Origin of the sequence: Thermovibrio guaymasensis (genome assembly GCF_003633715.1) — a bacterium.
GTDB lineage: Bacteria > Aquificota > Aquificia > Desulfurobacteriales > Desulfurobacteriaceae > Thermovibrio > Thermovibrio guaymasensis.
In genome coordinates this window covers 73,363-99,993 of sequence record NZ_RBIE01000002.1, presented here as the reverse complement: position 1 = coordinate 99,993, position 26,631 = coordinate 73,363, and the positions used below count along the sequence as shown (strand labels likewise).

Genomic DNA, 26,631 nt, shown 5'->3' with positions numbered 1-26,631 from the left:
TCTCAAAATTTCTGGAGAAGAGGTATGGCTGTTTACACTGCGATCCTTCACTACCCAGTTTACAACAAGAGCGGTAAGGTTGTAGCTACTTCCCTAACTACCCTTGACATTCACGACATAGCGAGGGCTTCAAGGACCTATGGGGTAAAGCGCTACTACGTAGTTCAGCCAATAGAGAACCACCTTTGGCTTGCAAACAAACTCCTATCTTTCTGGCAAGGTGGACACGGCAGGGAGTATAACCCAAAGAGGTGGGAAGCCTTAAAGATAGTTAAAGCTGTTCCTTACTTTGAAGATGCCTTAAGTCACATTCTGGAAGTTGACGGAGTAAGGCCGAAAGTAGTTGTTACCACTGCAAGGAAGAGGGAAAACGCTATCTCCTTCTCTAGGTTAAGGGAGAAGATTGAAAAAGGAGAGGACTTAATAATCTGCTTTGGAACCGGGTGGGGATTGACTGAAGAGTTTATGGAGAGTGCAGACTACGTTTTAGAACCGATTGTTGGTCCTACCGATTACAACCACCTTTCAGTTCGCTCTGCTGCTTCAATAATCCTTGATAGACTTTTAGGAAGGTAGGGGGCAATCTGCCCCCCTATAATTACTTTTCTTCCTTATATTCCCACTTCCCGGTTGTCAAATACTTGTGGATTGACCTTGATGCAACTTGGGCGTGCTTTATCGCAGTTACTACCAAGTCTCCTCCGTTAACTACGTCTCCACCTGCCCAGATTCCCTCAACGTTTGTCCTGAACTCTTCATCTACAGTTGAAAGGTTGTTCCACTTATCAATCTTAAGTCCTTCAACGTCTTTATAGGCAACTGGGTTATCTCCCTGACCAACGGCAAATACTATAACGTCACAGGGTATCTCAAACTCGCTTCCTTCAATCGGTTCAACTTTTGGTCTTCTACCTTCCTGTGGAATCAGTTTCATCTTTATGCACTTAATTGCCTTAACCTTTCCTTCCTCGTTTCCTATAACTTCAATGGGCTGAGTTAGCCAGTTTATTTTAACTCCCTCTTCCTCAAGCATCTCCCACTCGTCTTCCCTTGCAGAGGATGAGTCTTTGGTCCTCCGGTAAACTATCTCTACTTCATTTCCAAGCCTTACTGCTACAATGGCACAGTCTACAGCTGTAAAGCCTCCTCCGACAACTACTACCCTCTTACCTTGGGGGAGCTCCACCTCTCTATCAGGTGCAAGGAGGGGATGGACCTCTCCAGTATTAACTTTCATTAGAAAGCCGATTGCCGAGTAGCACCCTTTTAGGTCTGCTCCGGGAATATTCATCTTCTTTCCCCTTCCAGAGCCTACTGCTATAAAGACAGCGTCAAAGTTCTTCCTTATTTCATCTAGACTGATATCCTCTCCTACAACCGTATTTGTCTTTACCTCAACTCCTAGGTTCAGTATCAGGTTTATGTCCCAATCAAGGGCTTCCCTTGGAAGTCTGGGCTCAGGAATTCCGTACCTCATAACTCCACCAAGGTAAGGCAGGGCTTCAAAAATCGTTACTCTATGTCCCTTCTTTGCTAAGAAGTATGCAGCTGAAAGGCCTGCAGGTCCTCCACCTATTATGGCTACTTTTTTTCCTGTATCTTCACACTCTTTTTCATCAACCCAGCTGTTTCCGTACATTCTCACGTTATCTGCTATAAACCTTTCAAGGCCACCTATAGCCACTGATTCCCCGTCTTTTCTCCTTAAGAGAATACAGCTACTTTCACACAGTCTCTCCTGAGGACAAACCCTCCCACACACGGAGCTAAAAGGGTTTCTCTCTCTCAAGATCTTATATCCCTCTTTAACCTTCTCTTTTTGAATTGCCTCAATCCACTCAGGTATTCTGCTGTTTACGGGACATGAGTCCATGCACGTTGGAGTCTTACAGAGTAAACACCTTAGAGACTCATCCTTTGCGGCTGTGTGGCCGTAGCCTAGAACGTACTCATTGAAGACCCTCTTTCTAACGTTTGGTGGAAGAACCGGCATTGGCATCCTATCCATCCATCTGTCAAGCCTTTTCTTCATTACCTTCCTCCTGGAAGTTTTATAGCTAAATTTTACAAACTTGTTAAAAATTTGTAAAAAAGTTCTAAAATCTTTGTTACTTTATAATAAAATTAATAAATCAATGAATCGTGTTAAGATACTCGGAAAATTTGTAAAACTTGAGGTGTGCAATGTACAGGATTGTTGAGAAGAGGGAACTGGCAAAGGGGGTTGACGAGTTCGTCGTTGAGGCTCCTGAAATTTCAAGGAAGGCTAAGCCCGGCCAGTTTGTAATTGTTAGAGTTGTTTCTAGAGGGGAGAGGATTCCCCTTACGATTGCCGATGTTGATCCTGAATCAGGAACCGTTACTCTAATGGTTCAAAGAGTCGGTAAGAGTACTTACCACCTTTCCTGTTTTGAGGAAGGAAACTCCCTGAGGGATATAGTCGGTCCCCTTGGAAAACCTACTGAAATAAAGAAGTGGGGACACGTTGTTGCAGTAGGTGGAGGTCTTGGCCTGGCTCCGATTCACCACATATGTAAGGGAATTAAGGAGGCTGGCAATAGGTTAACGGTAATTATGGGCTTTAGGAGTAAGGATTTGATCTTCTGGGAAGATAGGATGAGGTTGATGGCGGATGACCTTATCATTACAACTAACGATGGTTCTTACGGTAAGAAAGGACTGGTTACCGATGCTTTAAAGGAGGTTATTGAGAAGGATAAAGTAGATGCGGTTATATGTGCTGGGCCTGTTCCTATGATGAAGGCTGTTGCGGAGTTGACCAGGCCTTACGGAATTTACACGGTTGCTTCTCTTAATCCGATTATGGTTGACGGAACCGGAATGTGCGGTGCCTGTAGGGTTACTGTTGGGGGAGAAGTGAAGTTTGCGTGCGTTGATGGTCCTGAATTTGACGCCCATCAGGTTGACTTTGATGAGCTTATGAACCGGTTAAGGATGTTTAGGGACAAAGAAGAGATTGCCATGAGAAGGTTCCAGGAAAAACACTGTGGTTGTGGAGGGAAGTAGTGGCTAAAAAGGAGATAAGGAAGGTTAGGGTTCCCGTTCCTGAGAGGGAGCCTTTAAAGAGGATAAAGGATTTTAAGGAAGTTAAGATAGGCTACAGCCCTCAGCTTGCAGTTGAAGAGGCAAAGAGGTGTCTTCAGTGTCCTCACTCTCCGTGCGTTGATGCCTGCCCCGTTAACGTTCCAATTCCCCAGTTCATAAAGCTCATAGCTGAGGGGAAGTTCGTTGAAGCTGCAAGGAAGATTAAGGAAGAGAATATAATGCCCTCAGTTTGCGGTAGGGTTTGTCCCCAGGAGATTCAGTGTGAGGGGGCCTGCGTCGTTGGTAAGGTTGGAGATCCTGTGGCAATTGGAGCCCTTGAAGCCTTTGCAGGAGATCACGAGGCAAGCGTTGGCTACGAGAAGTTTGAGATAAAGGAAAAGAGCGGAAAGAGGGTTGCCGTTGTAGGCTCCGGCCCTGCCGGTATAGCCTGTGCTGCAGACTTGTTGAAGTACGGCCACGAAGTTGTAATCTTTGAGGCCCTCCACGAACCTGGGGGAGTTCTGATCTATGGAATTCCAGAGTTCCGCCTGCCGAACGGGACTGTCCAGAGGGAATTAGAATTCTTAAAGGAGATGGGGGCAGAGATAAGGCTTAACTTTGTTGTCGGAAAGACTGCCACTATCTATGAACTTTTGGAAGAGTTTGACGCCGTCTTTATAGGTTCGGGAGCCGGACTTCCATACCTTTTAAACGTTGAGGGAATCAACCTTAATGGAATTTACTCGGCAAACGAGTTCCTAACGAGAGTTAACCTTATGAGGGCTTACGAGTTTCCAGAGTACGATACTCCCGTCTTTGCAGGTAAAAGGCTTGCAGTGATAGGCGGTGGTAATACGGCGATGGACGTTGCAAGGACTGCTGTAAGGCTTCCTGATACTGAGGAAGTTTACGTAGTTTATAGGAGAAGTGAGAAAGAGATGCCTGCAAGGGTTGAGGAAGTTCGCCACGCTAAGGAAGAGGGGGTTATCTTCAAGACTTTAACTTCTCCTTTAAGGTTTGTCGGTGAAGAGGGTTGGGTTAAGGGGATTGAGTGTATAAAGATGGAGCTCTCAGAACCCGACGAGTCAGGAAGGAGGAAGCCGGTTCCAATTCCCGGAAGTGAATTTATCCTTGAGGTTGACTCTGTTGTTATAGCAATTGGTCAAGGGCCTAACCCTGTTGTTGTTGATGGCGTTAAAGAGATTAGGAGGGGGAAGAAGGGAGAGATCATTGTTGACCCAGAAACCTTTATGACAGACCTTCCTGGGGTCTTTGCCGGTGGTGATGCGATAAGGGGAGGATCAACGGTTATCGTTGCAATGGGAGACGGGAGGAAAGCTGCCAAGTCAATTCATAAGTACTTAACTCAAGGTTATAATTCCTCCTCCACAAAATGAGAGGAGAGGTGAAATGCCAAAGGTAATACTTGTTAGACACGGTAAGACCGTTTGGAATGCAGAAGGCAGGTATCAGGGAAAGATGGACATCCCTTTAAACGAGGAGGGAAGGGAACAGGCAAGGAAAGTTGGGGAAGCTCTAAAGGATTTCCCCGTTAAGGCTGTCTATTCAAGCCCTCTTTCAAGGTGTAAGGATACTGCATCTGAAATTGCAAAGCACCACGGTTTAGAAGTTCAGGTTAAGGAGGGCTTTAAGGAGATTGACCACGGCCAGTGGGAAGGAATGCTTGCAAGTGAAGTTGAGGAGAAGTATCCAGAACTTTTAAAGCTCTGGAGGGAGAAGCCAAGTCAAGTTAAAATGCCGGAAGGGGAATCTTTAAAGGACGTTTACGATAGGGCTGTAAAGGCTTTTGAGGAAGTTGTTAGTAAACATTCCGATGAGGATTTGATTATTATAGTCGGTCACGATGCTACCAACAAAGTCCTTATGTGTTATCTCCTTGGAACAGACCTTGATAAGTTCTGGGCATTTAAGCAGGCAAACTGTGGAATTACGGTCCTTGAGTATCATCCTGAGACTAAGAAGGTTATTGTTCACGTTGCAAACGCTACAGGTCACCTTGGAAAGGAAATAGACTTTGAGGTTCAAAAGTCCCTTTAAACTTTTAGACCTTAAGGAGGAGTTTGGGGAGCTCTTAACCGGAACTTTCGTAGAGAGGTTAAATCGCTTCGTTGTGCTGGTGAAGGTAGGGGACGAGCTTAAAAAAGCTCACCTTTCAGATACGGGGAGATTGAGGGAGCTCCTGACTCCTTCCTCTCCTCTCCTTCTTGCTCCAAACCCCAAGGGGAAGCTTGACTATAAAGTTGTTGCCGTTAAGAAGTCTTATGAGTGGATCTTAATAAACACTCAGGTTCACTCAAAGATTGCTCAAAGGCTGATAGAAAAGGGTTACTTAGGCTTTAGACCTAAAGAGGTCTTAAGGGAAGTTAAGGTAGGAAAGAGCCGAATAGACTTTTTAATTGATAAGGACTTCTATCTTGAAGTTAAAGGGTGCAATTTGGTAGTTAACGGAACCTGCCTATTTCCCGATGCTCCAACAGAGAGGGGAAGGAAGCACCTTGAGGAGTTAATTGCACTTAAAAGGAAGGGCTACAGGGCGGGAGTTCTCTTCTTGGCCTTTAGGAGGTGTTCAGAGCTCCGTCCAAACTCAAAAACAGACCCTGCCTTTAGCGAAGCTTTTGAGAGGGCCAAAGCTTCAGGGGTAGAGTTCTTTGCCTTTAACCTTTCCCTTCACCCTCTAAGCGGTGAAGTTAGAGTTATTGGGGAAGTTCCCGTTTGATGTAGAGGACTTGCCATCTGAGGACTACTGGTATATTATTCCCAACCCAGATGCTCCATCTCTCCCTCCTCTAAATTTGGGCTGCCCCCTGGGGTGGGGGCTCTTTTAACCTTCGTTAGGTTCTGAGAGCTCCGTGAGTTTCCCTTCTTTAAACAGGTTAACTGCTTCATCAAGGAACTTAACTACCGTTGGGACTAAGTAAACTTCTATTCCTGCAACGTTCTTTAGTTTGTCAAAGGCACCTGCTCCAATCTCTTTAACTAAAACAGCTTTGACGCCCTTTTCTTTCAGCATTTGGGCAATTTGCATTCCCCTTCCCCTTTGAACGTTGTTTGCTGGGTTTTTCACAAATTCAACTTCTCCCGTTTCTGTATCAACAATCGCAAAGAAGTTTGATTTTCCAAAGTGAGCGTTTATTAATCTCCTTCCTTTAACTTCAGTTTCAAGGACGGGAACTGCTATCTTCATTTTAGCCTCCTAATTTAATTCTTAAATTCAAATTTAAACTCTATTTAAATAATGTCCTTCTTTTGATTTAGGTCAAGGATATTTCGGCTACCTCCATTTAAACTAAAAAGTGCAAACAGAAATTTCAGGAGGTAAAGATGTTCGGATTCTTCAAAAAAGGCGAGAACAACGAAAAGAAGCCAGAAGGCCTTTCTAAGGAGATAGGCATTAAGATGCCCTCTTTCCACGAAAGCGTTAACTACATGTACACCAAAGTTAAAGAGGCGGGCCTTTCAAACGTTGCAGACAGATTTGAGGCAATGGAACAGGTAAGGTGTAAGTTCTGTAAGGAAGGGGTTTCATGTCAACTCTGTTCAATGGGTCCCTGCCGTATAACTTCAAAGACTCCCAGAGGAGTTTGTGGTATTGACGCCCACGGTATAGTTATGAGGAACATGCTCATTAAGGCCAACATGGGACTTGCTGCCTATACCTACCACTGTAGAGAGGCGGCCCTTACTCTCCTTGAGACTGCAAAGGGTAACACAGTTTATGAGATTAAGGATCCTTCAAAGATAGATGCCCTGGCTCAAGTTTTAGGAGTTGATACTTCACTTCCTCTTGATAAGAGGGCAGAAGCTGTTGCAGAGGGGGTTTTAAAGAGCTTAGCGGAGAATAAAACCTCTGTTTTCGTAGAGAAACTAGCTCCTGAGAGCAGGAAGGAGGTCTTTAAAAGGTTAGGTATTATGCCTAAAGGACCTATGAACGAGCTTGTTGACTCTGTTGCCCGCTCAATGACAAACATTGACGGAGATTATATCAGCCTTGCCCTTGCAGCACTGAGGAACGGTGTTGCTTCAGCCTTTGGAGCTCTTGTTCCCCTTGAAATGATTCAAGATGCCCTCTACGGAACTCCAAATCCTCACGAGTGTACAGTTGACTTTGGCGTTCTAGATCCAGACTACGTTAATATCCTCCCAAATGGTCACGAACCTTTTGTGGGAATGGCACTCGTTAAGCTGGCTCAGGATGAGAAGTTCCAGCAAATGGCCAGGGAAGCAGGAGCTAAAGGGCTTAAGATTGTAGGTTCAATTGAAACAGGTCAGGAGATGATGGCCCGCTTAGAGTGTGGTGATGTCTTTGCAGGTCTTACTTCTAACTGGATTTCAATTGAGTACTTCCTTTCAACAGGTGCCGTTGACGCATTCGTTATGGATATGAACTGTTCCCTTGCAAACCTAAAGGAGTATGCTGATAAGTACAACTTTAAGCTTGTTGCTGTTTCAAACATTATCGGCGTTCCAGGTTCCATAAGACTTGAGTATGAACCTGGAAATGAATCTAAGATTGCTGAGGAGATAATTAAGATAGCGATTGAGAACTTCAAGGAGAGGAGAAATAGGCAGAAGGAGGACGTTAGCAGGTTTAGGCAGAAGGCCATCGTTGGATTCTCTGCTGAAGCTATCGTTAATGCCCTTGGTGGTTCCCTTGATCCCCTACTTGAGGTTATTAAGAACGGTGACATTAAAGGAGTTGTTGCCCTTGTTAACTGTACTTCCCTCGGAAACGGTCCCCAGGATTCAATGACGGTTCAGATTGCCAAGGAGCTTATAAAGAGGGATATCCTAGTTATCGGTGCAGGTTGTGGAAATGCCGGTTTACAGAAGGCCGGTCTTGAAACTCTAGAGGCAGTTGATAAGTATGCAGGACCGAAGTTAGCAGGAGTTTGTAAGGCTTTAGGAATTCCACCGGTTCTTTCCTTTGGTACTTGTACAGATACCGGAAGGATTATTATGACGGTTGTTGCAATTGCCAACGCCCTTGGGGTAGATCCGTCACAGCTTCCTGTTGCCGTTACCGCACCTGAATACATGGAGCAGAAGGCTGTTATTGACGGTTTCTCAGCCGTTGCTATGGGACTTTACACCCACATCTCCCCCGTTCCACCAGTTACAGGTTCTGATAAGGTTGTTAAACTTTTAACCGAAGAAGTTGAGGGACTTACAGGCGGTAAGATTGCCGTTGGTGATGATCCGGTTCAGGCTGCAGACGGAATTGAGGAGCATATAATGAAGAAAAGAGATCTCCTTGGAATATAGGGATATTATCTCCTATCTCCCTCCCGTAGCTATCCCCTCCTCCTGGAGGGGATTTTTAAATTAGGAGGAAGGGTGTCAAGGAAGAGAGAGAAAGAAACTATTAGGAAGATGGTTGAAATTTACTGTTGGAAGAAGCATGGAAGTAAAAAGGGGGAGCTCTGCCCTCAATGTCAAAACTTACTGAAGTACGCCTATCAAAGGTTAGATAACTGTCCCTTTGGAGATAGAAAGCCCACCTGCAAAAAGTGCCCCATCCACTGCTACAGCCCCTTAATGAAGGAGAAAGTAAGGGAGATTATGCGCTTTAGTGGACCAAGGCTTTTAATTTACGACCCTTTTGGGTGGATAGTTCATGAGCTTAGGGAGAAACTACCTGTACTAAAGGGATAGTTCCCTCAGTGCCTGGGGCTTTTTAATCTTTATTCTGTTCCTATCCTTTTCAATAATTCCCATCTCTTTGAGTTTGCTGAGCATTCTGGAAACCGTTTCTTTTGTAAGTCCTAACTCCATGGCTGCAAGGTTTGTACTGAACTCTACTTCCTGCCCCTCCTCCTCAGATTTCCTCAGTATGTATAAGGAGATCTTTGAAAGGGCGTTTTTAAGGGACAGGCTCTCTATAACGTTAGTTAGGTAAACGAGCCTCTGTGCCATTACAGACATTAGCTTCATTCCTATTTCTGGATCCCTCTTTATGAGGGATAGGAAGTCCCTCCTTGGTATTAGTATGACTTCAGAGTCTTCAATAGCTTCTGCCCATGCCGGAAAGTTCTTTCCGGTAAAACTTGCTGCTTCTCCAAACATGGTTGGCTTGTCAAAGATTCTTATTATCTGCTCCTTATCTCTTGAGGTTTTATAGACTTTTACTTTCCCCCTCTTTAGAATGAAGAAGTATTCGCCTTTTTGAAACGGAGAGAAGATAGTTTGGTTCTTTGTGTACTTCTTTACTAAGGATATTGAGGTAATCTCTTTAATCTGCTCCTGGGATAGTTCTGAAAAGAGGGGTACTTCTCTTAGGAGCTCCATCTTCTCTCCTAGGAAATTAATCTGGAATGGCTCCAATCTCCTTCAAAAAGAGCTCTGCAACTTTTAGGTCTTCGGGAGTTGTTATCTTTAAGTTCCTGTAGTCTCCAGGAATAGATATAACAGTGTATCCGTACCTCTCAAGGAGCGCTGCATCATCTGTTGCAAAGAAATCCTCTTTCTCAGCCCTTTTATGGCACTCTAGAAGAACTCTGAACTTAAAGAGCTGAGGAGTTTGAACCAGAATTAGCTTATCCCTGTTTAAGGTCCTCTTAACGATAAAATCTCCAGGTTCTAGTGGTGATTCCACCTCTTTAACCGTTTCCTTTGGCTTTACTCCTAGAACTATACCGTCCGACTGGTAGTCTGAAAGGGCTATCACCATGTCACTTATAGTTGAAAGCTCTATTACCGGCCTTACTCCATCGTGAACGATAACCTCTTTTGGAGAGAACTCCTCTGCTGCAAGAAGCCCTCTGTATACCGAGCTTTGTCTCTCCTTCCCTCCGGGAATTACCCTAAGGAGTTTTGGGAACTTTTCCTTTAGCTCTTCTCCTCTCTTTAAATCCTCCTGAGGGAGAACTAGTATTATCCCGTCTATCAGGTCACTCTTGTTGAGAACCTTTAAGGGATACTCTAGGATCTCTCTACCGCCTATTTTGAAAAACTGTTTCTTCCCACCGAACCGCCTTCCTATTCCGGCAGCCGGCACTACTGCAACTCTCACTTTACTACCTCTTTCAACCTTCCAAAGATTATCTTTCCTGCTGAGGTTTGGAGTATGTTGTTTACTGCTACTTTAACTTTGTGTCCTATAAGGTGCTTTGCGTTATCAACAACTACCATTGTTCCGTCGTCAAGGTAGCCAACAGCCTGGTTTTTCTCTTTTCCTTCCTTTACTAGGAAAATTACGAGTTCTTCTCCAACTGCCACAACCGGTTTAAGGGCATTTGCAAGGTCATTAATGTTGAGTATCTCTACCCCCTTTATTGTTGCCACTTTGTTTAAGTTGTAGTCTGTTGTTATGAGTTTTGCCTTTAGCCTCTTACACAGTTCTACGAGTTTTGTATCAACCTCTTTAATCCACGGAAAGTCCCTTTCGTAGATTTCAACTGGAGGTTTCTCTAAAGTCCTGATCTTAGTAACTATCTCAAGACCCTTTTTCCCTTTAGTTCTCACCAGCGGGTCTGTTGAGTCTGCAAGGTTCTGGAGTTCTTCAAGGACGAACCTTGGAACTATTATTTTTCCCTCTATAAAGCCGAGTTTTGCAATTTCGTACACCCTTCCGTCTATTATTGCACTTGTGTCAAGGACTTTAGGTGTGCAGTAGAGGGAGCTCTCCTCCTTCAAAATTTCCGTTAAGGGCTTTTTCCTCCCTATTTCAACGGCGAGCAGTCCAAAGAGGTATGGAAGAGTTATAAAGAGAATTTCCTGAAGGTAGGGGAAGTTTGTAAATAGAGAGTAGAGGGAAAGGGTTATACCCTTTGCAAGCCAAAGGCCTAGGAAAAATCCGGCTGAAAAGAGGAGTATTAGTTTAACAGAGATTTTCTTCCTCAGGATGAACTGATAGAGGAGGAAAGCTGCAGCGGTTATGAAGATTCCGAGGATTAGAGACTGGGTTAAGGTGAAACCGTAGTTTTTAAAGATTATTAGGTAGATTACAATAAGGGCTAGGAAGAAGGCCCCAATAATTTTACTCACGACTTCTTAACCTCTCTGAGGATTTTCCTTATTTTCTGCTTTACTTTCCTTACAGGTTCTCCCAGTGAAAGGGCAATTTCCTCAGAGAGTTTATTGAAAGCTTCTTCAAACATCCTCTTTTCAGAGTAGGAGAGCTCTTTATCCTTAGAACGGTAGGAAAGGTTCCTTACTACCGTGGCAAGCTCTTTAATGTCCCCCGTTTTTAACCTATCAACGTTAAGTCTGTGTCTTACCGTCCACTTTTCACTTATACCTTTTGGAACCTCAGAAAGGTAGTTGAATATCTCCTCTATTTCCTCCTCCGAGAGTACCGGCCTTATTCCGCTACTTTCAGTTCCGGTTTCAGGAACTAGAATTGACATGTTCTTTCCAACTAGGTTAATTCTGTAGTAGAGTATCTTTCTCCCCCCTATTTCCCTTTCCTCCATCCCTTCAATTATTCCTACTCCGTGGGGGGGATATGCCACTTTGTCTCCTACTTTAAACATATCTGCTCCTAATGCGGTTTTCTAACTGGTACCTCCCCTTTCTTAGGTTCTCCGTAAGGGATTGGAATGTACTGGACTGAAGGCTGACCTACCGGTTGGTAGTAGAGCTCCATAAGTTCGTAAACCTCTTTTGGAACGTCGGTTGAAACGTTTAGCCCGAGCTCTTTTATTACTTCAACTGTAAGTGGGTAATCGTGGGTCCAGTAGCCTGAAGTTAAAAGTTCGGCAATTTTCTCTGCTTTTTTCTCGTCGTGCCCCTTTTTAGTTAAGATTCTTAAGATTGTGCTCTTCATTTGGACTAAAGCTTTCTCTGCAACGTCTGCAAGTATTAAAGTTTCATCTTTAATGCTTCCTTTACCTTCCTGATACTTTTCCTTAACTGCCTTTACTATTGAAGGTGCAGGAAACTGGCCGAGTTGGGGGTCTAGTGGTCCCAGGACGGCGTTTTCATCCATTACTATTTCATCTGCGGCAAGGGCTATGAGCGTTCCACCGCTCATGGCGTAGTGGGGGACTATTACCCTTACTGGGGCTTTATGTTTAGCAAGGGCTGATGCTATCTGAGTTGCTGCAAGGGCAAGTCCTCCAGGTGTGTGAATTATGAAGTCTATGGGCATATCGTCTGGAGTCATTCTTATTGCCCTAAGGACCCTTTCAGAGTCCTCAATTGTTATGAACCTTACAAGTGGAAATCCCATAAGGGCAAGGCGTTCCTGCCTGTGAATCATCGTTATTACTCTTGATTTCCTCTTCTTTTCAATTTCCCTTATGAGTCTTAACCTTGCCCACTCAAGGTTTTTCTGCTGGAAGAGGGGCCAGAGGGAGAAGAAGATGATTAGAAGCCAGAATATGTCAAAGAAGCTAATTCCCGGTGCAGGTGTTGGTTGGGCCATAGTAACTCCAGTTTAGGATTTATATACGATTTTACCATTATAGATGGTAAACTTCACTCTTCCCTTTAACTTCCAGCCTAGGAAGGGGCTGTTCTTACTCTTTGAAAGGATTAACTCTTCTGTTAATGTGTACTCCTCGTCTGGGTCAAAGATTGTAATGTTTGCTCTGCTTCCCTCTTTCAGATTTCCTATATCCCTCTTCCTAATAATCCTTGCAGGGTTAGTTGATAGCTTCTCAACCATTTGGGAGAGTGTGAGGTAGCCCTCCCTAACTAGGTTCAGGGATAGGGGAAGAAGAGTCTGGAATCCGATTATTCCAAAGGGAGCGGCGCAGAACTCAACGCTCTTTTCGTCCTCCGAGTGGGGAGCGTGGTCCGTTGCTATTGCATCTGCAGTACCGTTTTTTAAAGCTTCTCTGCAGGCTGAAAGGTCCTCTTTATCCCTTAAAGGTGGGCACATCTTTGCGTTTGTATCAAACTCCTTTACTGCCTCTTCAGTTAGTGTAAAGTGGTGGGGAGTTATCTCACAGGTAACTCTTACTCCATCCTTTTTAGCCTCTTCTATGGCCTTTAGAGCTCCCTTTGTGGAGACGTGACAAACGTGGATATGGGCACCTGTTAGTTTTGCCACTATTAGGTCTCTAACAGTTCCTATCTCTTCTGCTTCCTTAGGCATTCCCGGAACGCCGAGGAGACTTGATAGGTAACCTTCATTCATATGGCCGCCGGCAGAGAGAGTCTTATCCTCTGAGTGGGTAAATACGGGAATTCCTAGGCTCCTAGCGTAGTCCATTGCGTTCCTTAACACTCTGCTATCCCTTGGAGTCTCCCCATCGTCCGAGATGGCAACTATTCCTGCCTTTACCATTAATCCTATCTCTGCAAGCTCCTCTCCTTTTAAGCCTTTCGTTATAGCTCCTACCGGAAAGACGTCACAGAGGCCAACTTCCCTTGCCCTTTCAATTATGTACCTTGTAACGGAGGGGTTATCGTTAACCGGCTGGGTGTTTGCCATGCAGCAGACTGAAGTTATTCCGCCGGCAACTGCAGCGTTTGAACCGCTCTCTATGTCCTCCTTCCACTCCTGACCAGGCTCCCTTAAGTGGGAGTGGAGGTCTATTAAACCGGGAGTTAAAATTAGACCGTCTAAATCAATTACCTGGGAAGCTTCTACTTTATCTATCCTTTCTGAGATCTTTACTATCCTTCCGTTCTCTATAAGGATTTCCCTTCTACCCTCTATCCCTTGAAAAGGGTCAATAACTTTAGCTCCCCTTATTAAAAGCCTCATTTAGCCTCTCCAACTTTTTGTTTGTGGCACCTTGAGCAGTTTTTGGGATCCTTTGCACTGAAGGCTTTGCTGCCGTTGTGGCAAGCTCCGCAGAATTTACCTTCCCATATGTCTTTCATGGTGAACTTATCCGCTCCAAACTTCTTCTTAAAGAGTTTCGGGTGGCAGTAGGAGCAGTGCTGTTTTTTTACCTTTACATGGTAAACGTGGCTGAATGTAACGTTTCCGTTTTCGCTTTTAAAGATTAAATCCTTATTTAAAACTCCACCCTCAAAACAGCCTGCTAAAAGGGTGGCAAGTGTGAGGATACCTATCGTTATTTTCCTTTTCATTGAATTTCCTCCCTTAACTTTTCAAGCCTTCCGCACAGGAGGGAGAGGACTACCATCCTTACCGAAAGTCCCATTTCAACCTGAGGGAAGATTAAAGACCTCTTACTGTAGGCTACGTCTCCCGTTATCTCAACTCCCCTGTTAAAGGGGCCTGGGTGGAGGATTACGGTTCCCGGTTTTAACTCTTCTAACTTTCTCCTGTTTATTCCAAAGAGCTCTGAGTATTCCCTAACAGAGGGGAAGGTTTTCTTTGCATTTTGCCTCTCTAACTGAATCCTTAAGAGAATTACCGCGTCTGAAATTTCCTTTACCTCTTCAAAGGAGTTTAACCTCTTTACTCCAAGGGCTTCAGGGACTCTGGGCATCATTGGTGATGGGCCGTAGATGAATACTTCTGCTCCTAATTCCCTTAAAAGTATGGCATCTGAGCGGGCAACTCTGCTGTTTGCAATGTCTCCAAGTATTGTTACTCTCTTTCCCTCTAAAGAACCAAAGTGTTCTGTTAAGGTTGCACAGTCAAGGAGCGCCTGAGTTGGGTGCTGGTGTCTTCCATCTCCTGCGTTAACTATTGAAGCCTCTACGAACTTCTGTGCTAAAAAGGGAGCTCCCTCGCAGGGGTGCCTTAAGATGATTATGTCTGGGTGCATCATGTCAAGGTTTTTAACAGTGTCAATTAGGCTTTCTCCCTTCTTTACAGAGCTAGCTGACGTTGAGATGTTTATAACGTCTGCAGAGAGGAACTTTCCAGCCTTCTCAAATGAGGAGCGGGTTCTTGTTGAAGGTTCAAAGAAGAGGTTTACAACGCACTTTCCCCTCAGGACGTTGAACTTCTTCCTTCCTTCCCTCAGCGCTCTTCTAACCGAGAGGGCGGTTAGGTAGATTTCGTTAAAGAGCTCCCTGCTTATCTGATCGGCGGAAAGGAGGTTCTTCATCTAAACCCTCTCAAGGCTTTTTGCAACCAGTTTAATAGCTTCCCTTACTTCGACAGCCAATCTGTGGGCTTCAAGACCTTCACACTCTGCAAGTTCCCTTGCAGGTCCAGATACCCTATTAAACCCTTCTTGGCTTACGTAGAGGACTGATGAGCGCTTAACGAAGTCGTAAACTCCTAAAGGAGAGAAGAACCTGGCACTTCCTCCAGTTGGTAAAACGTGGTTTGGCCCTAAGACGTAATCCCCTAAGCTTTCACAGGTATGGTGGCCTAAGAAGATTGCTCCTGCGTGCTTTATGTAATCAAGAAGGGCAAAGGGTTCCTTCGTTGCGACCTCAAGGTGTTCTGGAGCTATTTCGTTTGCAACTTGGCAAGAGTGGTAAACGTCTCTAGTTAGGAATACTGTTCCAAAGTTTTCTATTGACTTTTCGGCTATTTCTTTTCTCTTTAACCTTTTAAGTTTTTCATGGACTGCTTTTACAGTCTCTTCTGCTATACGGTTATCGTGGGTTACTAAGAAGGCTCCTGCAAGTTCGTCGTGTTCTGCCTGTGAGAGGAGGTCTGTTGCAACCCAGTCTGGGTTTGCAGTTTCATCTGCTATAACGAGGATTTCACTTGGGCCTGCAACCATGTCAATGTCAACTGTTCCAAATAAGAACTTCTTTGCAAGGGCAACGAAGATGTTCCCTGGACCAACTATCTTGTCAACTTTTGGAATAGTTTCCGTCCCAAACGCTATTGCTGCTACTCCGTGAGCTCCTCCTACTCTGTAGATTTCGTCAACTCCAGAAAGCTTTGCAGCTACCAGGGTATATGGGTTAATTTCAAGGGAACCTACTGCCGGGGTTATCATTACTACCCTTTCAACCCCTGCGACTTTCGCGGGAACGACGTTCATAACTACTGAAGAGGGATACGCGGCTTTCCCTCCAGGAACGTAAACTCCAACCTTTTCAAGGGGGGTTACTTTCTGACCGAGGACTATTCCTGGCTCCGTCACGAAGTATGAGTTTTCTTTCTGGTGCTGGTGGAACTTCTCTACCCTTTCAACGGCAAACTTTAAGGCTTCTACAACCTCTTTGGGAACTTTCTTAAAGGCCTCCTCTACCTCTTTATCTGATACTTTTACGTTTTCAGGAGTTAAATCAACTTTATCAAACTTTTTGGCGTAGGAGAAAACGGCACTGTCTCCGTAGTTTCTAACGTTTTCTATTATCTCAAGGACCGACTGGGCGAACTTACTTTCAAGGCCTTGTCCTCTGTTCTTTATCCTTACGAGTTCCGGCTCCCTCTTCCAACCTTCTTTCCTCAGGTTAACTACTTTCATACCTCTTCTCCTGCTTTGAAGTTGAGAGAATTATAGCAGGGTTAGAAGTTGCTAACCTTTTCAGCTTGGTAGATTATTTCTTCAATAGTTTTTGGTTTTGAAATGAAATAACCTTGAAGGAAATCAATGCCTTCTTTTTTTAGGATTTCTGCTGCCTCTGGTTCTTCAACAAATTCCGCAACGGTTTTGATTCCAAGGTTCTTAGAAAGGGAACCTATGGCTTTTACTACGTTTCTTGTGAATTGACTTGATGAGATTTTTTTAGTGAAAGAGCCATCAAGTTTTAGTACTTCAAGAGTTCTGTTTTCTGCAAGGTCTATTACTAGTTTAAAAGAGGAATAACCACTTCCAAAATCATCAATTGCGAACTTAAGGTTAGGATATTTTTTCGAAATTTGTTTAAGTTCACAAGCATTTTCAAGGAGTCTCTGCTCAGTTATTTCTAAAAAGATGGAAAAGTTTTCCATTTTTTTGAGAAAGTTGTCTAGTTTCTTTAAGAAAGATACCGAGGAAAGAGATTGAGGACTTACATTTATGAACAAGTTAGTAGTTACTGAAGCTACGAGATCTTTTTGCTCTAAAATTCTTTTAAGAACAATTTTATCTATATTAGTTATCAAGTTGAATTGATAGATTAAATCTATAAAAAGCCCGGGAGGTACAAGAGAATCTCCATCCCTTAATCTAAATAGAGTTTCAAGGGCTATTATATTGAAAGTTTTGCTATCGGCTATGGGTTGAAAAACAATTTCTATATTGTTGTTATTGATTTTACCTGTTATAAATGAGATTTTTCTAAGCTGTTCTTTTTGCCACTTAAATAGTTTTTCAATTCCCTCTTCATTTGTAATAATGAAAACTTGTTTTTCTTCTTTTTTTGAAATCTCTTTTAGCTTAGTTAAGAGATTATTAAGGCGATTTTCAAATCCTTCAAAGCGTTCATCTAATAGGAAACCATAAACTCTAAATGGTGCTTCTGTGCCTATTTGCTTTAAAGTTTTTTCTAGCAAAACAGTTAATTTTTTTATGTCTTTTTCAAATTTCTCCTCTTCAATACCTACTCCTAGAATTAGAAAATTGTGATTAATACCCCTCACTGCTAGATAGTTTTTTTTCTGGCTTTCAAAAAAATTTTGGATTACCTTTTCGGTTTCCTCAAGGATTTTATCCACCTTGGCTTCGGAAAGAGTTCTGTTCAGTTTCTTTAAGTCCGCAAAATCAAGAGCAGCAATGAATTGCTTTGGATAGAATTCTTTTAAATACTCTACTAACTTTATAAAGTTAGAATCTCCTTTTGTAAATGCTTGAAAGTAAAGTTCTGCAAGTTTCTGGCTGACTTTTAGTGCTAACTCTTTTAATTCTCCAAATGCTAAGAGCCCTTCGGTGTAGTTTCCTTTCTTCAAAAGGATAAAGAAAGCTTTTGCAGCTCTAAATACAGCTTTTTCAAGGTTTTCAAGGTAATCACATAAATAAGCGTTCATGCAGGCCATTATACTCTCGGGGTAGTAAATGCTTGTCTTAAAATCGCTTTCTGTATAGCTCTCGAGTGGGAATTTTGATAATTCTTCTCTTCGTACGGACTCAATTATCCTTTCTATGTAATTTGCATGGGCTCTATAGAGGGCATACTTTTTAAGTTTAGAGTTTTTTATATCTTCCAATTCTCCAATATTAATTTTTAGGTATTCTTTTGCAATTTCATTTTCCAAATTTTGAAGTTTAGCTTTAATCGTTTTTGTTTCTTCCTTAGAGTCTGGGTTTTCTACTGCAATTTCTTTAGCGAGTTCCACCTTGAAATTTTCAATAAATTTTTGAATTAAGAAGAAAGGTAGCTTGTTTTTAATTATTTCTTTAATAGCTTCGGAAACTTCTAGTTCCTTGCTAAGGAATTTTAAAATTACCTTTTTTATATTTTCTACCTTCTTCTCTGAGATTTCTGAATAGCTTATTAGAGAGAGATTTTTTATTAATTCTTCACTTGCTTTTTGGGCTGATTTCTTTATTAAGTTTTTACTATTCATCCCTTCCCCCTAAAAGAATCATTTAATTTAAGATAACTCTTTTTAAAACCTTTGGAAAGGGGATAATTGAGATTTAAGAGAGGAATAGGAGGGGATATCCCCTCCTTCAAATTTTAAGAGTAAAGATCTTTTAGTTCAGGGTACAAAGGATGTTTTGTACAAATTTCAAGAACTTCAGACTTAACTTTCTCAATGACTTTCTCATCGTTAATGTTGTTTAAGACTTTGGCTATAAGCTGGGCGATTCTCCTGGCTTCGTCCTCTTTTACTCCTCTTGTCGTTATTGCAGGAGTTCCAATTCTTATACCGCTTGTAACAAAAGGACTTCTCGTATCAAAAGGAATCGTGTTCTTATTAACTGTAATATTTGCTCTACCAAGGGCTGCTTCTGCCTCTTTTCCTGTTATTCCCTTATCTGTAAGGTCAACTAGCATTAGGTGGTTGTCTGTTCCTCCGGAAACTAGCCTGAAGCCCTGCCTCTGGAGCTCTTCTGCCATTACTTTAGCGTTTTTAACTACCTGCTCTTGATACTTCTTGAACTCTTCAGTTTGGGCCTCTTTAAAGGCAACGGCCTTTGCGGCAATTACGTGCATAAGTGGTCCACCCTGGAGGCCGGGGAAGACGGCCTTGTCTATATCTTTTGCAAACTCCTCTTTACACATTACAACTCCGCCCCTTGGTCCCCTCAGTGTCTTGTGGGTGGTCGTCGTTACGAAGTGGCAAGCCTCAATGGGGGAGGGGTGGAGACCTGCTACCACAAGGCCGGCAATGTGGGCAATGTCTGCAAGGAGGAGAGCTCCGACCTCATCGGCAATCTCCCTGAACTTGTCAAAGTCAATAACTCTTGGGTAGGCTGAAGCGCCGCATATTATCAGCTTAGGCTTGTGCTCCTTTGCGAGCTGGTACACTTGGTCAAAATCTATAGTTTCTGTATCCTTCCTAACCCCGTACTGAACTACGTTGAAGTACTTTCCGGTCATGTTGACTGGAGAGCCGTGGGAAAGGTGTCCTCCGTGGGAGAGGTTCATTGAGAGAATCGTATCTCCTGGTTTTAAAACTGCTAAATAAACGGCCTGGTTTGCTTGGGAACCGGAGTGGGGCTGAACGTTGACGTGCTCAGCTTTAAAGAGCTCCTTACACCTTTCAATTGCCAACCTTTCTGCAACGTCAACGCACTCACAACCTCCGTAGTAGCGCTTTCCCGGGTACCCTTCAGCGTACTTGTTTGTTAGAACGCTTCCTTGGGCTTCCATAACTGCTGGGGAAGTAAAGTTTTCAGAAGCGATCAGTTCCAGGTGCTCATTCTGTCTCCTGTACTCACACTTTAAGGCCTCAAAAATTTCAGGGTCAACGCTCTTAAGGTGCTTCATTTAACTATCCTCCCATTCGTTTTTCTCAATTTCAGATATCTTATTTACTCTCCTTTCGTGTCTTCCTCCCTCAAACGGAGTTTCAATCCACGCCTTCACTATCCTCTTTGCAAGTTCATCCCCTATTACTCTGCCTCCTAAACACAGGACGTTTGCGTCGTTGTGGCGCCTGCTCATTTCGGCTGCGTAAACGTTGTAGCATAAAGCTGCTCTTATTCCCTTAACCTTGTTCGCAGCTATTGATATCCCTATGCCGGTTCCGCAGATAAAGATTCCCCTGTCGGCCTCTCCGTTTACTATTCCTTTGGCCGCTTTATAGGCAAAGTCTGGATAGTCAACCGATTCTTCAGAGTAAGTTCCGTAGTCAACGTACTCAATTCCCAGTTCTTCAAGGTAGGATTTAATTACCTCTTTGAGCCTAAAACCTCCGTGATCGCAGGCAAGGGCTATCTTCATCTCCAACCTCCTATTTTGTGGGCTAATTATATCTTTAATTTCTGGAGGTATTGTGATGGACTTTCTCCTTTCCATTGCCGGATTTGACCCGACCGGAGGGGCCGGAATCTTAAGGGACTATGCAACCTTTCGCCACTTTGGCTTTCTAGGGTGTGCAGTAATAACGGCGAATACAGTTCAGAATACAAAGGGAGTAAAGGAAGTTGATTTCGTTGAAGGTGATTTTTTATTAGAGCAGCTTGACGCTGTTCTTGAGGAAATTCCCGTTAAAGGGGTAAAGTTGGGGTTACCTCACAGAGAAGAAAAGGTAAATCGGAAAATAGCCGAAAGAATAGGTAAATTAGGCGTTCCGGTTGTTTTTGACCCCGTTTTAGCTCCGACCTTTGGGAAGGAGTTCGTTGAGGACTTAAAGGCTATAGCTCCTCTAATTGAAGTTTCCACGGTGATAACTCCTAATTACTCAGAATTTAAAAGGCTTGAGCCGTCTTTTGGAGAAGTTTTTAAAGAAAGAGTTCTGGTAGTGAAAGGAGCTCCCAAAGGCGAAAAAGAGGTTGAAGACCTCTTAATCGTTAATGGTAAATTGGTGGAAAAGTTTGTTCACAAAAAGGATAGCAGAGTGGTGAGGGGAACCGGCTGTGCCTTTTCTTCCTCCTTTTTATCTCTCCTTTCTAAAGGGTTTAAAGTTGATGAAGCTTTTAAAGTAGCAGTAGAGTTTGTTGGCGGATATAGGGAAAGTTCCTTTGAGTTATCTGGAGGAGGGCAACTCTATCCTGAGTTTTAGATTGGTGCCCGGGGCGGGACTTGAACCCGCACGGCCTTGCGGCCAGGGGATTTTGAGTCCCCCGCGTCTGCCAGTTCCGCCACCCGGGCAAGTTTGCAAACTATAATATAGGAAATTTTTCTTTAAATGGAGGAACTATGAATTTGAGGATTGGATTTATCGGTGGTGGAAACATGGCTGAAGCCTTTATTGGAGCCTTCGTTGGAGAGGAGCTTATTTTGCCCAGCATGGTCTGCGTATCTGACGTTAATGAATCAAGATTAAAGGAGCTCCAAGAGAAGTTTGGAGTAAAGACCTTTAAGAGAAACGTTGACGTTGTTCTTAACAGTGACGTGATCTTTTTAGCCGTTAAGCCTCAAGTTTTGACTTCCGTTTTAGAGGAAATTAAGGACACTGTAACTGCCGCTCAGATAGTTGTCTCAATGGCAGCCGGCTACCCTATAAGGAAGATTGAGCAGGTAATCGGAGATGATAAGAAGATAGTGAGGATTATGCCGAACATTTTGGTAAAGGTTAGGAAGGGGGTAATTGCCTTCTGTGAGAACAAAAGGCTTTTGGAGGAAGAGGTAGAGAGAATAAAGAGGCTCTTAGAGGCAACGGGAAAGGTTTACTCACTTTCGGAGAACCTCTTTGATGCCTTTACCGGAGCTGCCGGAAGTTCCCCAGCCTTTATTTTCCTCCTTATAGAGGCTTTAAGCGATGCAGGCGTAAGGGTCGGTTTGAGTAGAGAGATTTCAAAGGAGATAGCCTTTCAGGTCCTTGAGGGGTGTGCTTCCATGTCAAGGGATGAACACCCGGAGGTTTTAAAGGACAAGGTCTCATCCCCTGCCGGAACGACGATTGAGGGGCTTTCAGTCCTTGAGGAAAAGGGTGCCCGCTTTGCATTTATTGAGGCTGTAAAGAGGGCTACTGAACGCTCCAAGGAGATTTCAAAACTGGTAGAAGAGATGTAATGGTAAGGCCTGAGAAGAGGTATTACAGGAGATTTCAAAACCCTAAGGGCTTTAAATCCTTTGAGGTTATAGCCGGAGAGAGTGACCTCTGGATTGCCGTTCCTGAAAGCCTTTACTCTCCCGATTTGAGGGAAGGGATTTCAGAGTTTGTAGTGGAGCTCCGTTCCCAGATAGAAGTTTACGGGAGCTCTAAGGAGGAGTTCTTTACCTCTTTAACTCCAGTTGAAGTTGAACCTATTGCCCCAAAGGTTGTTAGGAAGATGGCAGTTGAGTGTAGAAAGTGTGGGGTTGGTCCGATGGCGGGAGTTGCTGGAGCTGTAAACCTCTTTGTAGGTAGGAAACTGGAGGAGATGGGAGTTAACCAGTTCATAATAGAAAATGGTGGTGATCTCTTTATAAAAAGGGAGGAGGAAACCCTCTCACTCCTTATAAGCATGAACCCTAAATTTGACGGGAAGTTCGGTATTTTAGTTCCTCCGGGTGAATGGGGGCTTTCAACTTCTTCCAGTAAGTTTGGCCACTCTCTAAGTCTAGGTAGGGTTCAGTCGGCTACAGTTCTATCAAGGGACCCGGTTTTCAGCGACTGTTGTGCTACCTATTTGGGAAACTCAACTTCTCCTGAAGATGCTTTAAGGAGACTTAACGAGCTGGATGTTGAAGGAGCTTTGGTATTTATAGATGGAAAGTTCGTCATTAAGGGGAACTTAAAGCCCGTTCTAATTGAACCTGCTTGACTGGAAACTTCCTTAACAGTATAAATTAATCGCAATATTTGAATTAAGAGGAGAAAGATGAAAATAAGGCTTCTCTCTGTTTTCCTTTCAATTTTGAGCTTTGGGAGTTCCTACGCCTTAACCTTAGAGGAGGCGGTTAAGACTGCACTTGAGAAGAACAACCTTTTAAGGGTAAAGAGGATAGAGGTTAAGGAGAAGTTCTACGACGTAAAGAGTGCAAAGGCAAGGTTACTTCCATCGCTGGAGCTTTATACCGAGTACAATAAGACGACTGATCCACCTTACGCCATTATGAACAGGATGGAAGTTAAGAAGTTGGATATGATGGGAACTAACTTTAACGACCCGGCTAAGTATCAGCTCTTTAAAACTGGACTTAAGGCTAAAGTTCCAATATGGTACGGAGGGAAACTAAGGATTGCCGTTGACCTTGCAGAGAAAGAGCTAAAGGCTACGGAGGAACAGGTAAAGAAGAGTAAGAATCAAGTTGTTTTCGACGTTGTTAAGGCCTACTACGGGGTTTTAACTGCAAAGGCCTTCGTTGAGACTGCACAGCTTGCAGTTAGGGATGCTGAAAAGCACTTAAGGGACGCTAAAACCGTCTATAGAGCAGGTTTAGGGCTTAAGTCGGACGTTCTAAGGGCTAAAGTTTACCTTGAACAGATGGAAGAGAACCTTGTAAAGGCAAAGAGTAACTATGAAATAGCTCTAAGGGCTTTAAAGGTCGCTATGGGTGAGTTTCCAAAAGGTTCTACCTCTGTTGATGGAGATTTAACCTACAGGGAATACTCATTTAACCTTGACGATTTAATTGAAAGGGCCCTCAAGAACAGACCTGAGCTTAAGGAGCTGGAAGTTCGCCTTGAGCAGACAGAGGACATGGAGAGGATGGCAAAGGCCGACTTTCTGCCCCACGTTGGAGCCTTTGGAAATCTCTTTATGGCAGACGATACAGCTCCTTGGAACAAGGAAAACTCAAGCTGGGCTTTTGGCTTTTCTGCATCTTTAAACCTATTTAGCGGTGGGCAGAAGTTCTACCGGCTGAGGAAGAGCAGGATATCTCAGCTTAAGGTGAAGGAGTTTAAAGAGAGGGCAGAGAAGGGAATAGCCTTTGAGGTTTCTCAAGCCTACTATCACTTTATATCCGCCAAAAAGAGGGTTGACCTTGCAAGGGCAGCCCTTGAATCTGCACAGGAGAGCTTAAGGATTGTTGAGAAGAGGTACAGAAACGGAGTTGCAAACATTACAGAGCTCCTTGACACCCAAACTGCCCTAAATAGGGCAAGGAGTGCTTTCGTGGCTGCCCTTTCGGCCTACTCTTTAGCAGTAGCAGAGATTTACTACTCTACTGGAGAGTTACCATCAAAATACACGGAGCTAGTTAATTAGTGTGGTAGAGCTTTGAAGGGAATTGTTGAGGTTTTAAAAAGGGCCGGTAAGGTTGGTGTTTTAACTGGCGCTGGAATAAGTGCAGAGAGCGGAATTCCAACCTTTAGGGGTAAGGACGGCCTCTGGAACAGGTTTGATCCTACCGAGCTTGCAACTTATGAGGCCTTTTTAAGGAATCCCAAGCTAGTCTGGAAGTGGTACCTCTGGAGGATGCACCTGATTTCTAAGGCAAGGCCAAATCCTGGACACTACGCAGTTGCAGAAATGGAGAACTTGTTTCCCGGTTTTCTACTTATTACCCAGAACGTTGACGGCCTTCACAGACTAGCTGGTTCTAAGAAATTTGTGGAGCTCCACGGCAACATCTTTCAGGGTAAGTGTCGTTCCTGTGGAAGGCTCTATTTGGAGGAGGAGTTTTCATCCCTCTGGCCCTTTTCAAGTAGGGGATTCCTTTCCTCAATAACCGAGGAAGAGCTTAAGGAGAAGGTGTTTTCAGAAGTTGATAAGGGGAACCTTCCAGAGTGCTTAACGTGTAAGAGTATAGTAGGGCCAGGTGTGGTCTGGTTTGGGGAGAGTTTGCCTGAAGAGGCCCTTGAGAGGGCCTTTTCCTTTGCTTCAGAGAGCGACGTATTCTTTTCGGTTGGGACCTCTGCCCTCGTTCAGCCTGCAGCCTCTATTCCCCTTTTGGCCAAGAGGTCTGGAGCCGTCTTAGTTGAAGTTAACCCTGAAGAGACTCCGATTTCTCCTTACTGCGATTTCGTTTTTCGGGGTTCTGCTTCTGAAGTTCTTCCCCAGATTGTCTCTTTGTTGGGAGCTCCCTAATTGAGTAGGAGGATAGGTAGAAGGTGTGTTTTCCCAGCCTGTATTCCTTCAGTACGTTTCCCTCTTTCCTCTGGGTAATGAAGAGGGAGTCTGCCGGTGGGTTCTCTGTAAACTTCAGAATCTCGTTCCTTCCCCTCTCAACGTAGAAGTCTAGCTGAAGGTATTTTGTTTTTGTGTACAGTTTGAAGCCCTTTGAGTCGTTCACTACTTCTTCTGCAACTTCCCTTACTGGAGGGTACTTATTCTGGGCGATGGGTAGGAAGTAGGAACTGTAAAAGCCCCTGAAGATGAGCATTAGGACGGCCCAGAGGAAGACGACTCTTGTAATGTTAAGCCTAGGAGCAAGGAAGAAGTATACTCCGTAGAGGAAGAGGATAAAAATTAAGGTTTCCTTGAGAGTTAACGAAGGGTTCTTGGAGGCAATAACCCCTCCGACTATTCCGACTAAGACTACAACCTCTGCCGTAAACCTTAGAACCTCTTTAGCCCTTTTGTGGAGAATTTGAACTTCTCTAAGTAAAGCCCCAATTACAATTGAAAGGAGAGGAAGGGCCGGCATTAGGTACCTTAGCCGACTTCCCGGGAAGAGCCAATAGATTAAGCTATCTATTAGGAAGGCCGTTATTAAGACCTTTTCTGCTTTACCTAGGTTGAGTTTTAGCTTCCTTTTGTACCCGTAGTAAAGGAGAACTAACGACCAGGGAACAGTTGCAGATACTAGTCTGAGTGGAAAGCTTAAGTAGTTCTTTACTGCTTTTATTAGAGGAACTTTTCTGGGAGCCCTTGAGATAACTTCGGAAAAGAGGGTTTTAACTGCAACGTCGCTCTTAACTGCAAGTAGCCATAGGATGAAGGGGGAGAGTCCAACAAGAGCTCCGAATAGGTTCTCTCTGCTTAGGAGCTCTCTCCACTTTCCAGTTACAATGCCGTAGGATATAACAGTTACGAGGAAAAACTGGATCCCAGGAAGGCCTTTAGTTAAGAGGGCTAAAGCTGTGAAAGTGTAGCCTAAAGTCCAAGCTAAGAGTTTCCTCTCTCCCTCCATAAAGTAGAGCCAAAGTAGGGAAGCAGTTGATACAAGGAGTGTAAAGAGAGTATCAGGCTCACATTTCGTTCCGTATCCAATTAAGACTATGAAGAACGTCGGGTAGATGAGAGCTCCCGCTAGGGCTCCTTTCTTCCCTACTAACTTCCTTCCAGTTATGAAGATTACTAAACTTGTGAGTATTACAGCTATTGAAGAAGGAAGTCTGAGGGAAATTTCCTTAACACCTCCTAAGATCAAGGAAAAGAAGGCTAGAATCCAGTTGTGAAGGGGAGGTTTCTTATAGTAGGGTTCTCCTAAAACTGTAGGCTGGAGGAAGTTTTGACTCTTTAGCATTTCAAAGGTAATTATTCCCCTCCTCGGCTCCTCATGGATTAAGACTAAAACACCGATGTTTATTAAAAAGGCTAAAAAGAGGAAGATTAAGAACCACTTTAAAAACTCACTTTCCCTTTCCTTCACTGGCCTTTACCTCTTTAAAGTGTTCTCTTGGAACGTCCGGCTTTTCCCCAACGGGATGGAACTCAACTTCAATTGAACCACAGTTAGGGCACCTGAAGTAACTTATCCACATCTCCTTCTCTCCCACTATATCTGAGACCTCTCCCTCTTGGTTAACGTTCCTTGAGCCTAGGTAGGTGCACTCTCCAACGTTTCCACAGGTTGAGCACTTTAAGAGCCTTTTGTACTCTTTCAAAACTTCCTCCTTCAGTATAGAATAGATAGCCGAATTTAGCAGTTTTGAGGAGT

28 protein-coding genes and 1 tRNA gene are annotated in these 26,631 nt (G+C 43.8%); 12 read left to right on the top strand and 17 right to left on the bottom strand.

Annotation, left to right across the window (positions count from 1 at the left end):
- The first annotated feature begins 24 nt into the window (after positions 1-24).
- Positions 25-576 carry an RNA methyltransferase gene (locus tag C7457_RS05650; protein ID WP_121170939.1) on the top strand — a complete coding sequence of 184 codons (552 nt, stop codon included), beginning with the start codon at positions 25-27 and terminating at the stop codon, positions 574-576.
- Positions 577-598: 22 nt separating this feature from the next.
- On the opposite strand, the gene gltA (C7457_RS05645) is transcribed toward C7457_RS05650, so the two are convergent.
- Entirely contained in the window at positions 599-2,032 is a 1,434-nt protein-coding gene (gene gltA / locus C7457_RS05645; RefSeq protein WP_121170937.1) for an NADPH-dependent glutamate synthase, read from the bottom strand.
- 152 nt (positions 2,033-2,184) lie between these two features.
- Between gltA (C7457_RS05645) and C7457_RS05640 the strand changes: the two genes are divergently transcribed.
- Genes C7457_RS05640 through sfsA form a run of 4 tightly spaced genes read left to right on the top strand, consistent with a single transcriptional unit; the run spans position 2,185 to position 5,782 of the window.
- Positions 2,185-3,027, top strand: coding sequence for a sulfide/dihydroorotate dehydrogenase-like FAD/NAD-binding protein (locus C7457_RS05640; protein WP_121170935.1), 843 nt, complete (start codon positions 2,185-2,187; stop codon positions 3,025-3,027).
- Positions 3,027-4,442, top strand: coding sequence for an NADPH-dependent glutamate synthase (gene gltA / locus C7457_RS05635; RefSeq protein WP_121170933.1), 1,416 nt, complete (start codon positions 3,027-3,029; stop codon positions 4,440-4,442). The genes C7457_RS05640 and gltA (C7457_RS05635) overlap by 1 nt, the downstream gene beginning before the upstream one ends.
- A gap of 13 nt (positions 4,443-4,455) precedes the next feature.
- Positions 4,456-5,103 (top strand): alpha-ribazole phosphatase, encoded by a 648-nt coding sequence (gene cobC / locus C7457_RS05630; protein WP_121170931.1) that lies wholly within the window; start codon positions 4,456-4,458, stop codon positions 5,101-5,103.
- Positions 5,081-5,782: a DNA/RNA nuclease SfsA gene (sfsA, locus tag C7457_RS05625; RefSeq protein WP_121170929.1), complete on the top strand. Its 702-nt coding sequence runs from the start codon at positions 5,081-5,083 to the stop codon at positions 5,780-5,782. The genes cobC and sfsA overlap by 23 nt, the downstream gene beginning before the upstream one ends.
- Before the next feature lie 105 nt (positions 5,783-5,887).
- Here sfsA and C7457_RS05620 read toward each other — a convergent pair whose 3' ends face one another.
- Entirely contained in the window at positions 5,888-6,250 is a 363-nt protein-coding gene (locus C7457_RS05620; RefSeq protein ID WP_121170927.1) for a NifB/NifX family molybdenum-iron cluster-binding protein, read from the bottom strand.
- A 137-nt stretch (positions 6,251-6,387) separates the two neighbouring features.
- On the opposite strand from C7457_RS05620, the gene cooS reads away from it, so the two are divergent.
- Together cooS and C7457_RS05610 are read left to right on the top strand one after the other, a co-directional pair.
- Positions 6,388-8,328 (top strand): anaerobic carbon-monoxide dehydrogenase catalytic subunit, encoded by a 1,941-nt coding sequence (cooS, locus tag C7457_RS05615; protein ID WP_121170925.1) that lies wholly within the window; start codon positions 6,388-6,390, stop codon positions 8,326-8,328.
- Positions 8,329-8,400: 72 nt separating this feature from the next.
- Positions 8,401-8,718: a nitrous oxide-stimulated promoter family protein gene (locus C7457_RS05610; RefSeq protein ID WP_121170922.1), complete on the top strand. Its 318-nt coding sequence runs from the start codon at positions 8,401-8,403 to the stop codon at positions 8,716-8,718.
- On the opposite strand, the gene C7457_RS05605 is transcribed toward C7457_RS05610, so the two are convergent.
- The 12 genes from C7457_RS05605 to rpiB form a co-directional block, all read right to left on the bottom strand.
- Positions 8,707-9,351 (bottom strand): Crp/Fnr family transcriptional regulator, encoded by a 645-nt coding sequence (locus C7457_RS05605; protein WP_121170920.1) that lies wholly within the window; start codon positions 9,349-9,351, stop codon positions 8,707-8,709. The two genes, C7457_RS05610 and C7457_RS05605, sit on opposite strands and share 12 nt — an antisense overlap.
- Positions 9,352-9,367: 16 nt before the next feature.
- Positions 9,368-10,075 carry a 2-C-methyl-D-erythritol 4-phosphate cytidylyltransferase gene (ispD, locus tag C7457_RS05600; protein WP_121170918.1) on the bottom strand — a complete coding sequence of 236 codons (708 nt, stop codon included), beginning with the start codon at positions 10,073-10,075 and terminating at the stop codon, positions 9,368-9,370.
- Complete coding sequence (locus C7457_RS05595) at positions 10,072-11,049, bottom strand: PIN/TRAM domain-containing protein (RefSeq protein ID WP_121170916.1); 978 nt, start codon at positions 11,047-11,049, stop codon at positions 10,072-10,074. Before C7457_RS05595 ends, ispD begins: the two co-directional genes overlap by 4 nt.
- Positions 11,046-11,537: a CarD family transcriptional regulator gene (locus C7457_RS05590; RefSeq protein ID WP_121170914.1), complete on the bottom strand. Its 492-nt coding sequence runs from the start codon at positions 11,535-11,537 to the stop codon at positions 11,046-11,048. The genes C7457_RS05595 and C7457_RS05590 overlap by 4 nt, the downstream gene beginning before the upstream one ends.
- An 8-nt stretch (positions 11,538-11,545) precedes the next feature.
- Entirely contained in the window at positions 11,546-12,430 is an 885-nt protein-coding gene (locus tag C7457_RS05585; RefSeq protein ID WP_121170911.1) for an SDH family Clp fold serine proteinase, read from the bottom strand.
- A gap of 12 nt (positions 12,431-12,442) precedes the next feature.
- The gene (locus C7457_RS05580) at positions 12,443-13,720 is read right to left on the bottom strand and encodes a dihydroorotase (protein ID WP_121170909.1); all 1,278 of its coding nucleotides are present in this window, start codon (positions 13,718-13,720) and stop codon (positions 12,443-12,445) included.
- Positions 13,717-14,052 (bottom strand): cytochrome c3 family protein, encoded by a 336-nt coding sequence (locus C7457_RS05575; RefSeq protein ID WP_121170907.1) that lies wholly within the window; start codon positions 14,050-14,052, stop codon positions 13,717-13,719. Before C7457_RS05575 ends, C7457_RS05580 begins: the two co-directional genes overlap by 4 nt.
- Entirely contained in the window at positions 14,049-14,984 is a 936-nt protein-coding gene (locus tag C7457_RS05570; RefSeq protein ID WP_121170905.1) for an aspartate carbamoyltransferase catalytic subunit, read from the bottom strand. The genes C7457_RS05575 and C7457_RS05570 overlap by 4 nt, the downstream gene beginning before the upstream one ends.
- Positions 14,985-16,310 (bottom strand): histidinol dehydrogenase, encoded by a 1,326-nt coding sequence (hisD, locus tag C7457_RS05565; protein WP_121170903.1) that lies wholly within the window; start codon positions 16,308-16,310, stop codon positions 14,985-14,987.
- A 41-nt stretch (positions 16,311-16,351) separates the two neighbouring features.
- Complete coding sequence (locus C7457_RS05560) at positions 16,352-18,331, bottom strand: EAL domain-containing protein (RefSeq protein ID WP_121170901.1); 1,980 nt, start codon at positions 18,329-18,331, stop codon at positions 16,352-16,354.
- A 113-nt stretch (positions 18,332-18,444) separates the two neighbouring features.
- Positions 18,445-19,701, bottom strand: coding sequence for a serine hydroxymethyltransferase (locus C7457_RS05555; protein WP_121170899.1), 1,257 nt, complete (start codon positions 19,699-19,701; stop codon positions 18,445-18,447).
- Positions 19,702-20,157 carry a ribose 5-phosphate isomerase B gene (rpiB, locus tag C7457_RS05550; protein ID WP_121170897.1) on the bottom strand — a complete coding sequence of 152 codons (456 nt, stop codon included), beginning with the start codon at positions 20,155-20,157 and terminating at the stop codon, positions 19,702-19,704.
- A 55-nt stretch (positions 20,158-20,212) separates the two neighbouring features.
- Here rpiB and thiD point away from each other — a divergent pair, with 55 nt between their 5' ends.
- Positions 20,213-20,938: a bifunctional hydroxymethylpyrimidine kinase/phosphomethylpyrimidine kinase gene (gene thiD, locus C7457_RS05545; RefSeq protein ID WP_121170895.1), complete on the top strand. Its 726-nt coding sequence runs from the start codon at positions 20,213-20,215 to the stop codon at positions 20,936-20,938.
- Between the two features lie 2 nt (positions 20,939-20,940).
- Here thiD and C7457_RS05540 read toward each other — a convergent pair.
- Positions 20,941-21,027 (bottom strand) — tRNA-Leu (locus tag C7457_RS05540).
- Between the two features lie 48 nt (positions 21,028-21,075).
- On the opposite strand from C7457_RS05540, the gene proC reads away from it, so the two are divergent.
- From proC to C7457_RS05520, 4 genes are read left to right on the top strand one after another with little or no spacing between them, the layout of a single operon-like run.
- Positions 21,076-21,891: a pyrroline-5-carboxylate reductase gene (proC, locus tag C7457_RS05535; protein WP_121170893.1), complete on the top strand. Its 816-nt coding sequence runs from the start codon at positions 21,076-21,078 to the stop codon at positions 21,889-21,891.
- Positions 21,891-22,625: a UPF0280 family protein gene (locus C7457_RS05530; protein WP_121170891.1), complete on the top strand. Its 735-nt coding sequence runs from the start codon at positions 21,891-21,893 to the stop codon at positions 22,623-22,625. The genes proC and C7457_RS05530 overlap by 1 nt, the downstream gene beginning before the upstream one ends.
- Positions 22,626-22,682: 57 nt before the next feature.
- Positions 22,683-24,014, top strand: a complete 1,332-nt coding sequence (locus C7457_RS05525) for a TolC family protein (protein WP_121170889.1) — start codon at positions 22,683-22,685, stop codon at positions 24,012-24,014.
- A 12-nt stretch (positions 24,015-24,026) separates the two neighbouring features.
- The gene (locus tag C7457_RS05520) at positions 24,027-24,836 is read left to right on the top strand and encodes an SIR2 family NAD-dependent protein deacylase (RefSeq protein WP_121170887.1); all 810 of its coding nucleotides are present in this window, start codon (positions 24,027-24,029) and stop codon (positions 24,834-24,836) included.
- Here the strand turns inward: C7457_RS05520 and C7457_RS05515 are convergent.
- Both C7457_RS05515 and C7457_RS05510 read right to left on the bottom strand, forming a co-directional pair.
- Positions 24,733-26,343 carry an ArnT family glycosyltransferase gene (locus C7457_RS05515; RefSeq protein ID WP_121170885.1) on the bottom strand — a complete coding sequence of 537 codons (1,611 nt, stop codon included), beginning with the start codon at positions 26,341-26,343 and terminating at the stop codon, positions 24,733-24,735. The two genes, C7457_RS05520 and C7457_RS05515, sit on opposite strands and share 104 nt — an antisense overlap.
- Positions 26,324-26,578 carry a hypothetical protein gene (locus C7457_RS05510; RefSeq protein WP_121170883.1) on the bottom strand — a complete coding sequence of 85 codons (255 nt, stop codon included), beginning with the start codon at positions 26,576-26,578 and terminating at the stop codon, positions 26,324-26,326. Before C7457_RS05510 ends, C7457_RS05515 begins: the two co-directional genes overlap by 20 nt.
- Between the last annotated feature and the right edge of the window lie 53 nt (positions 26,579-26,631).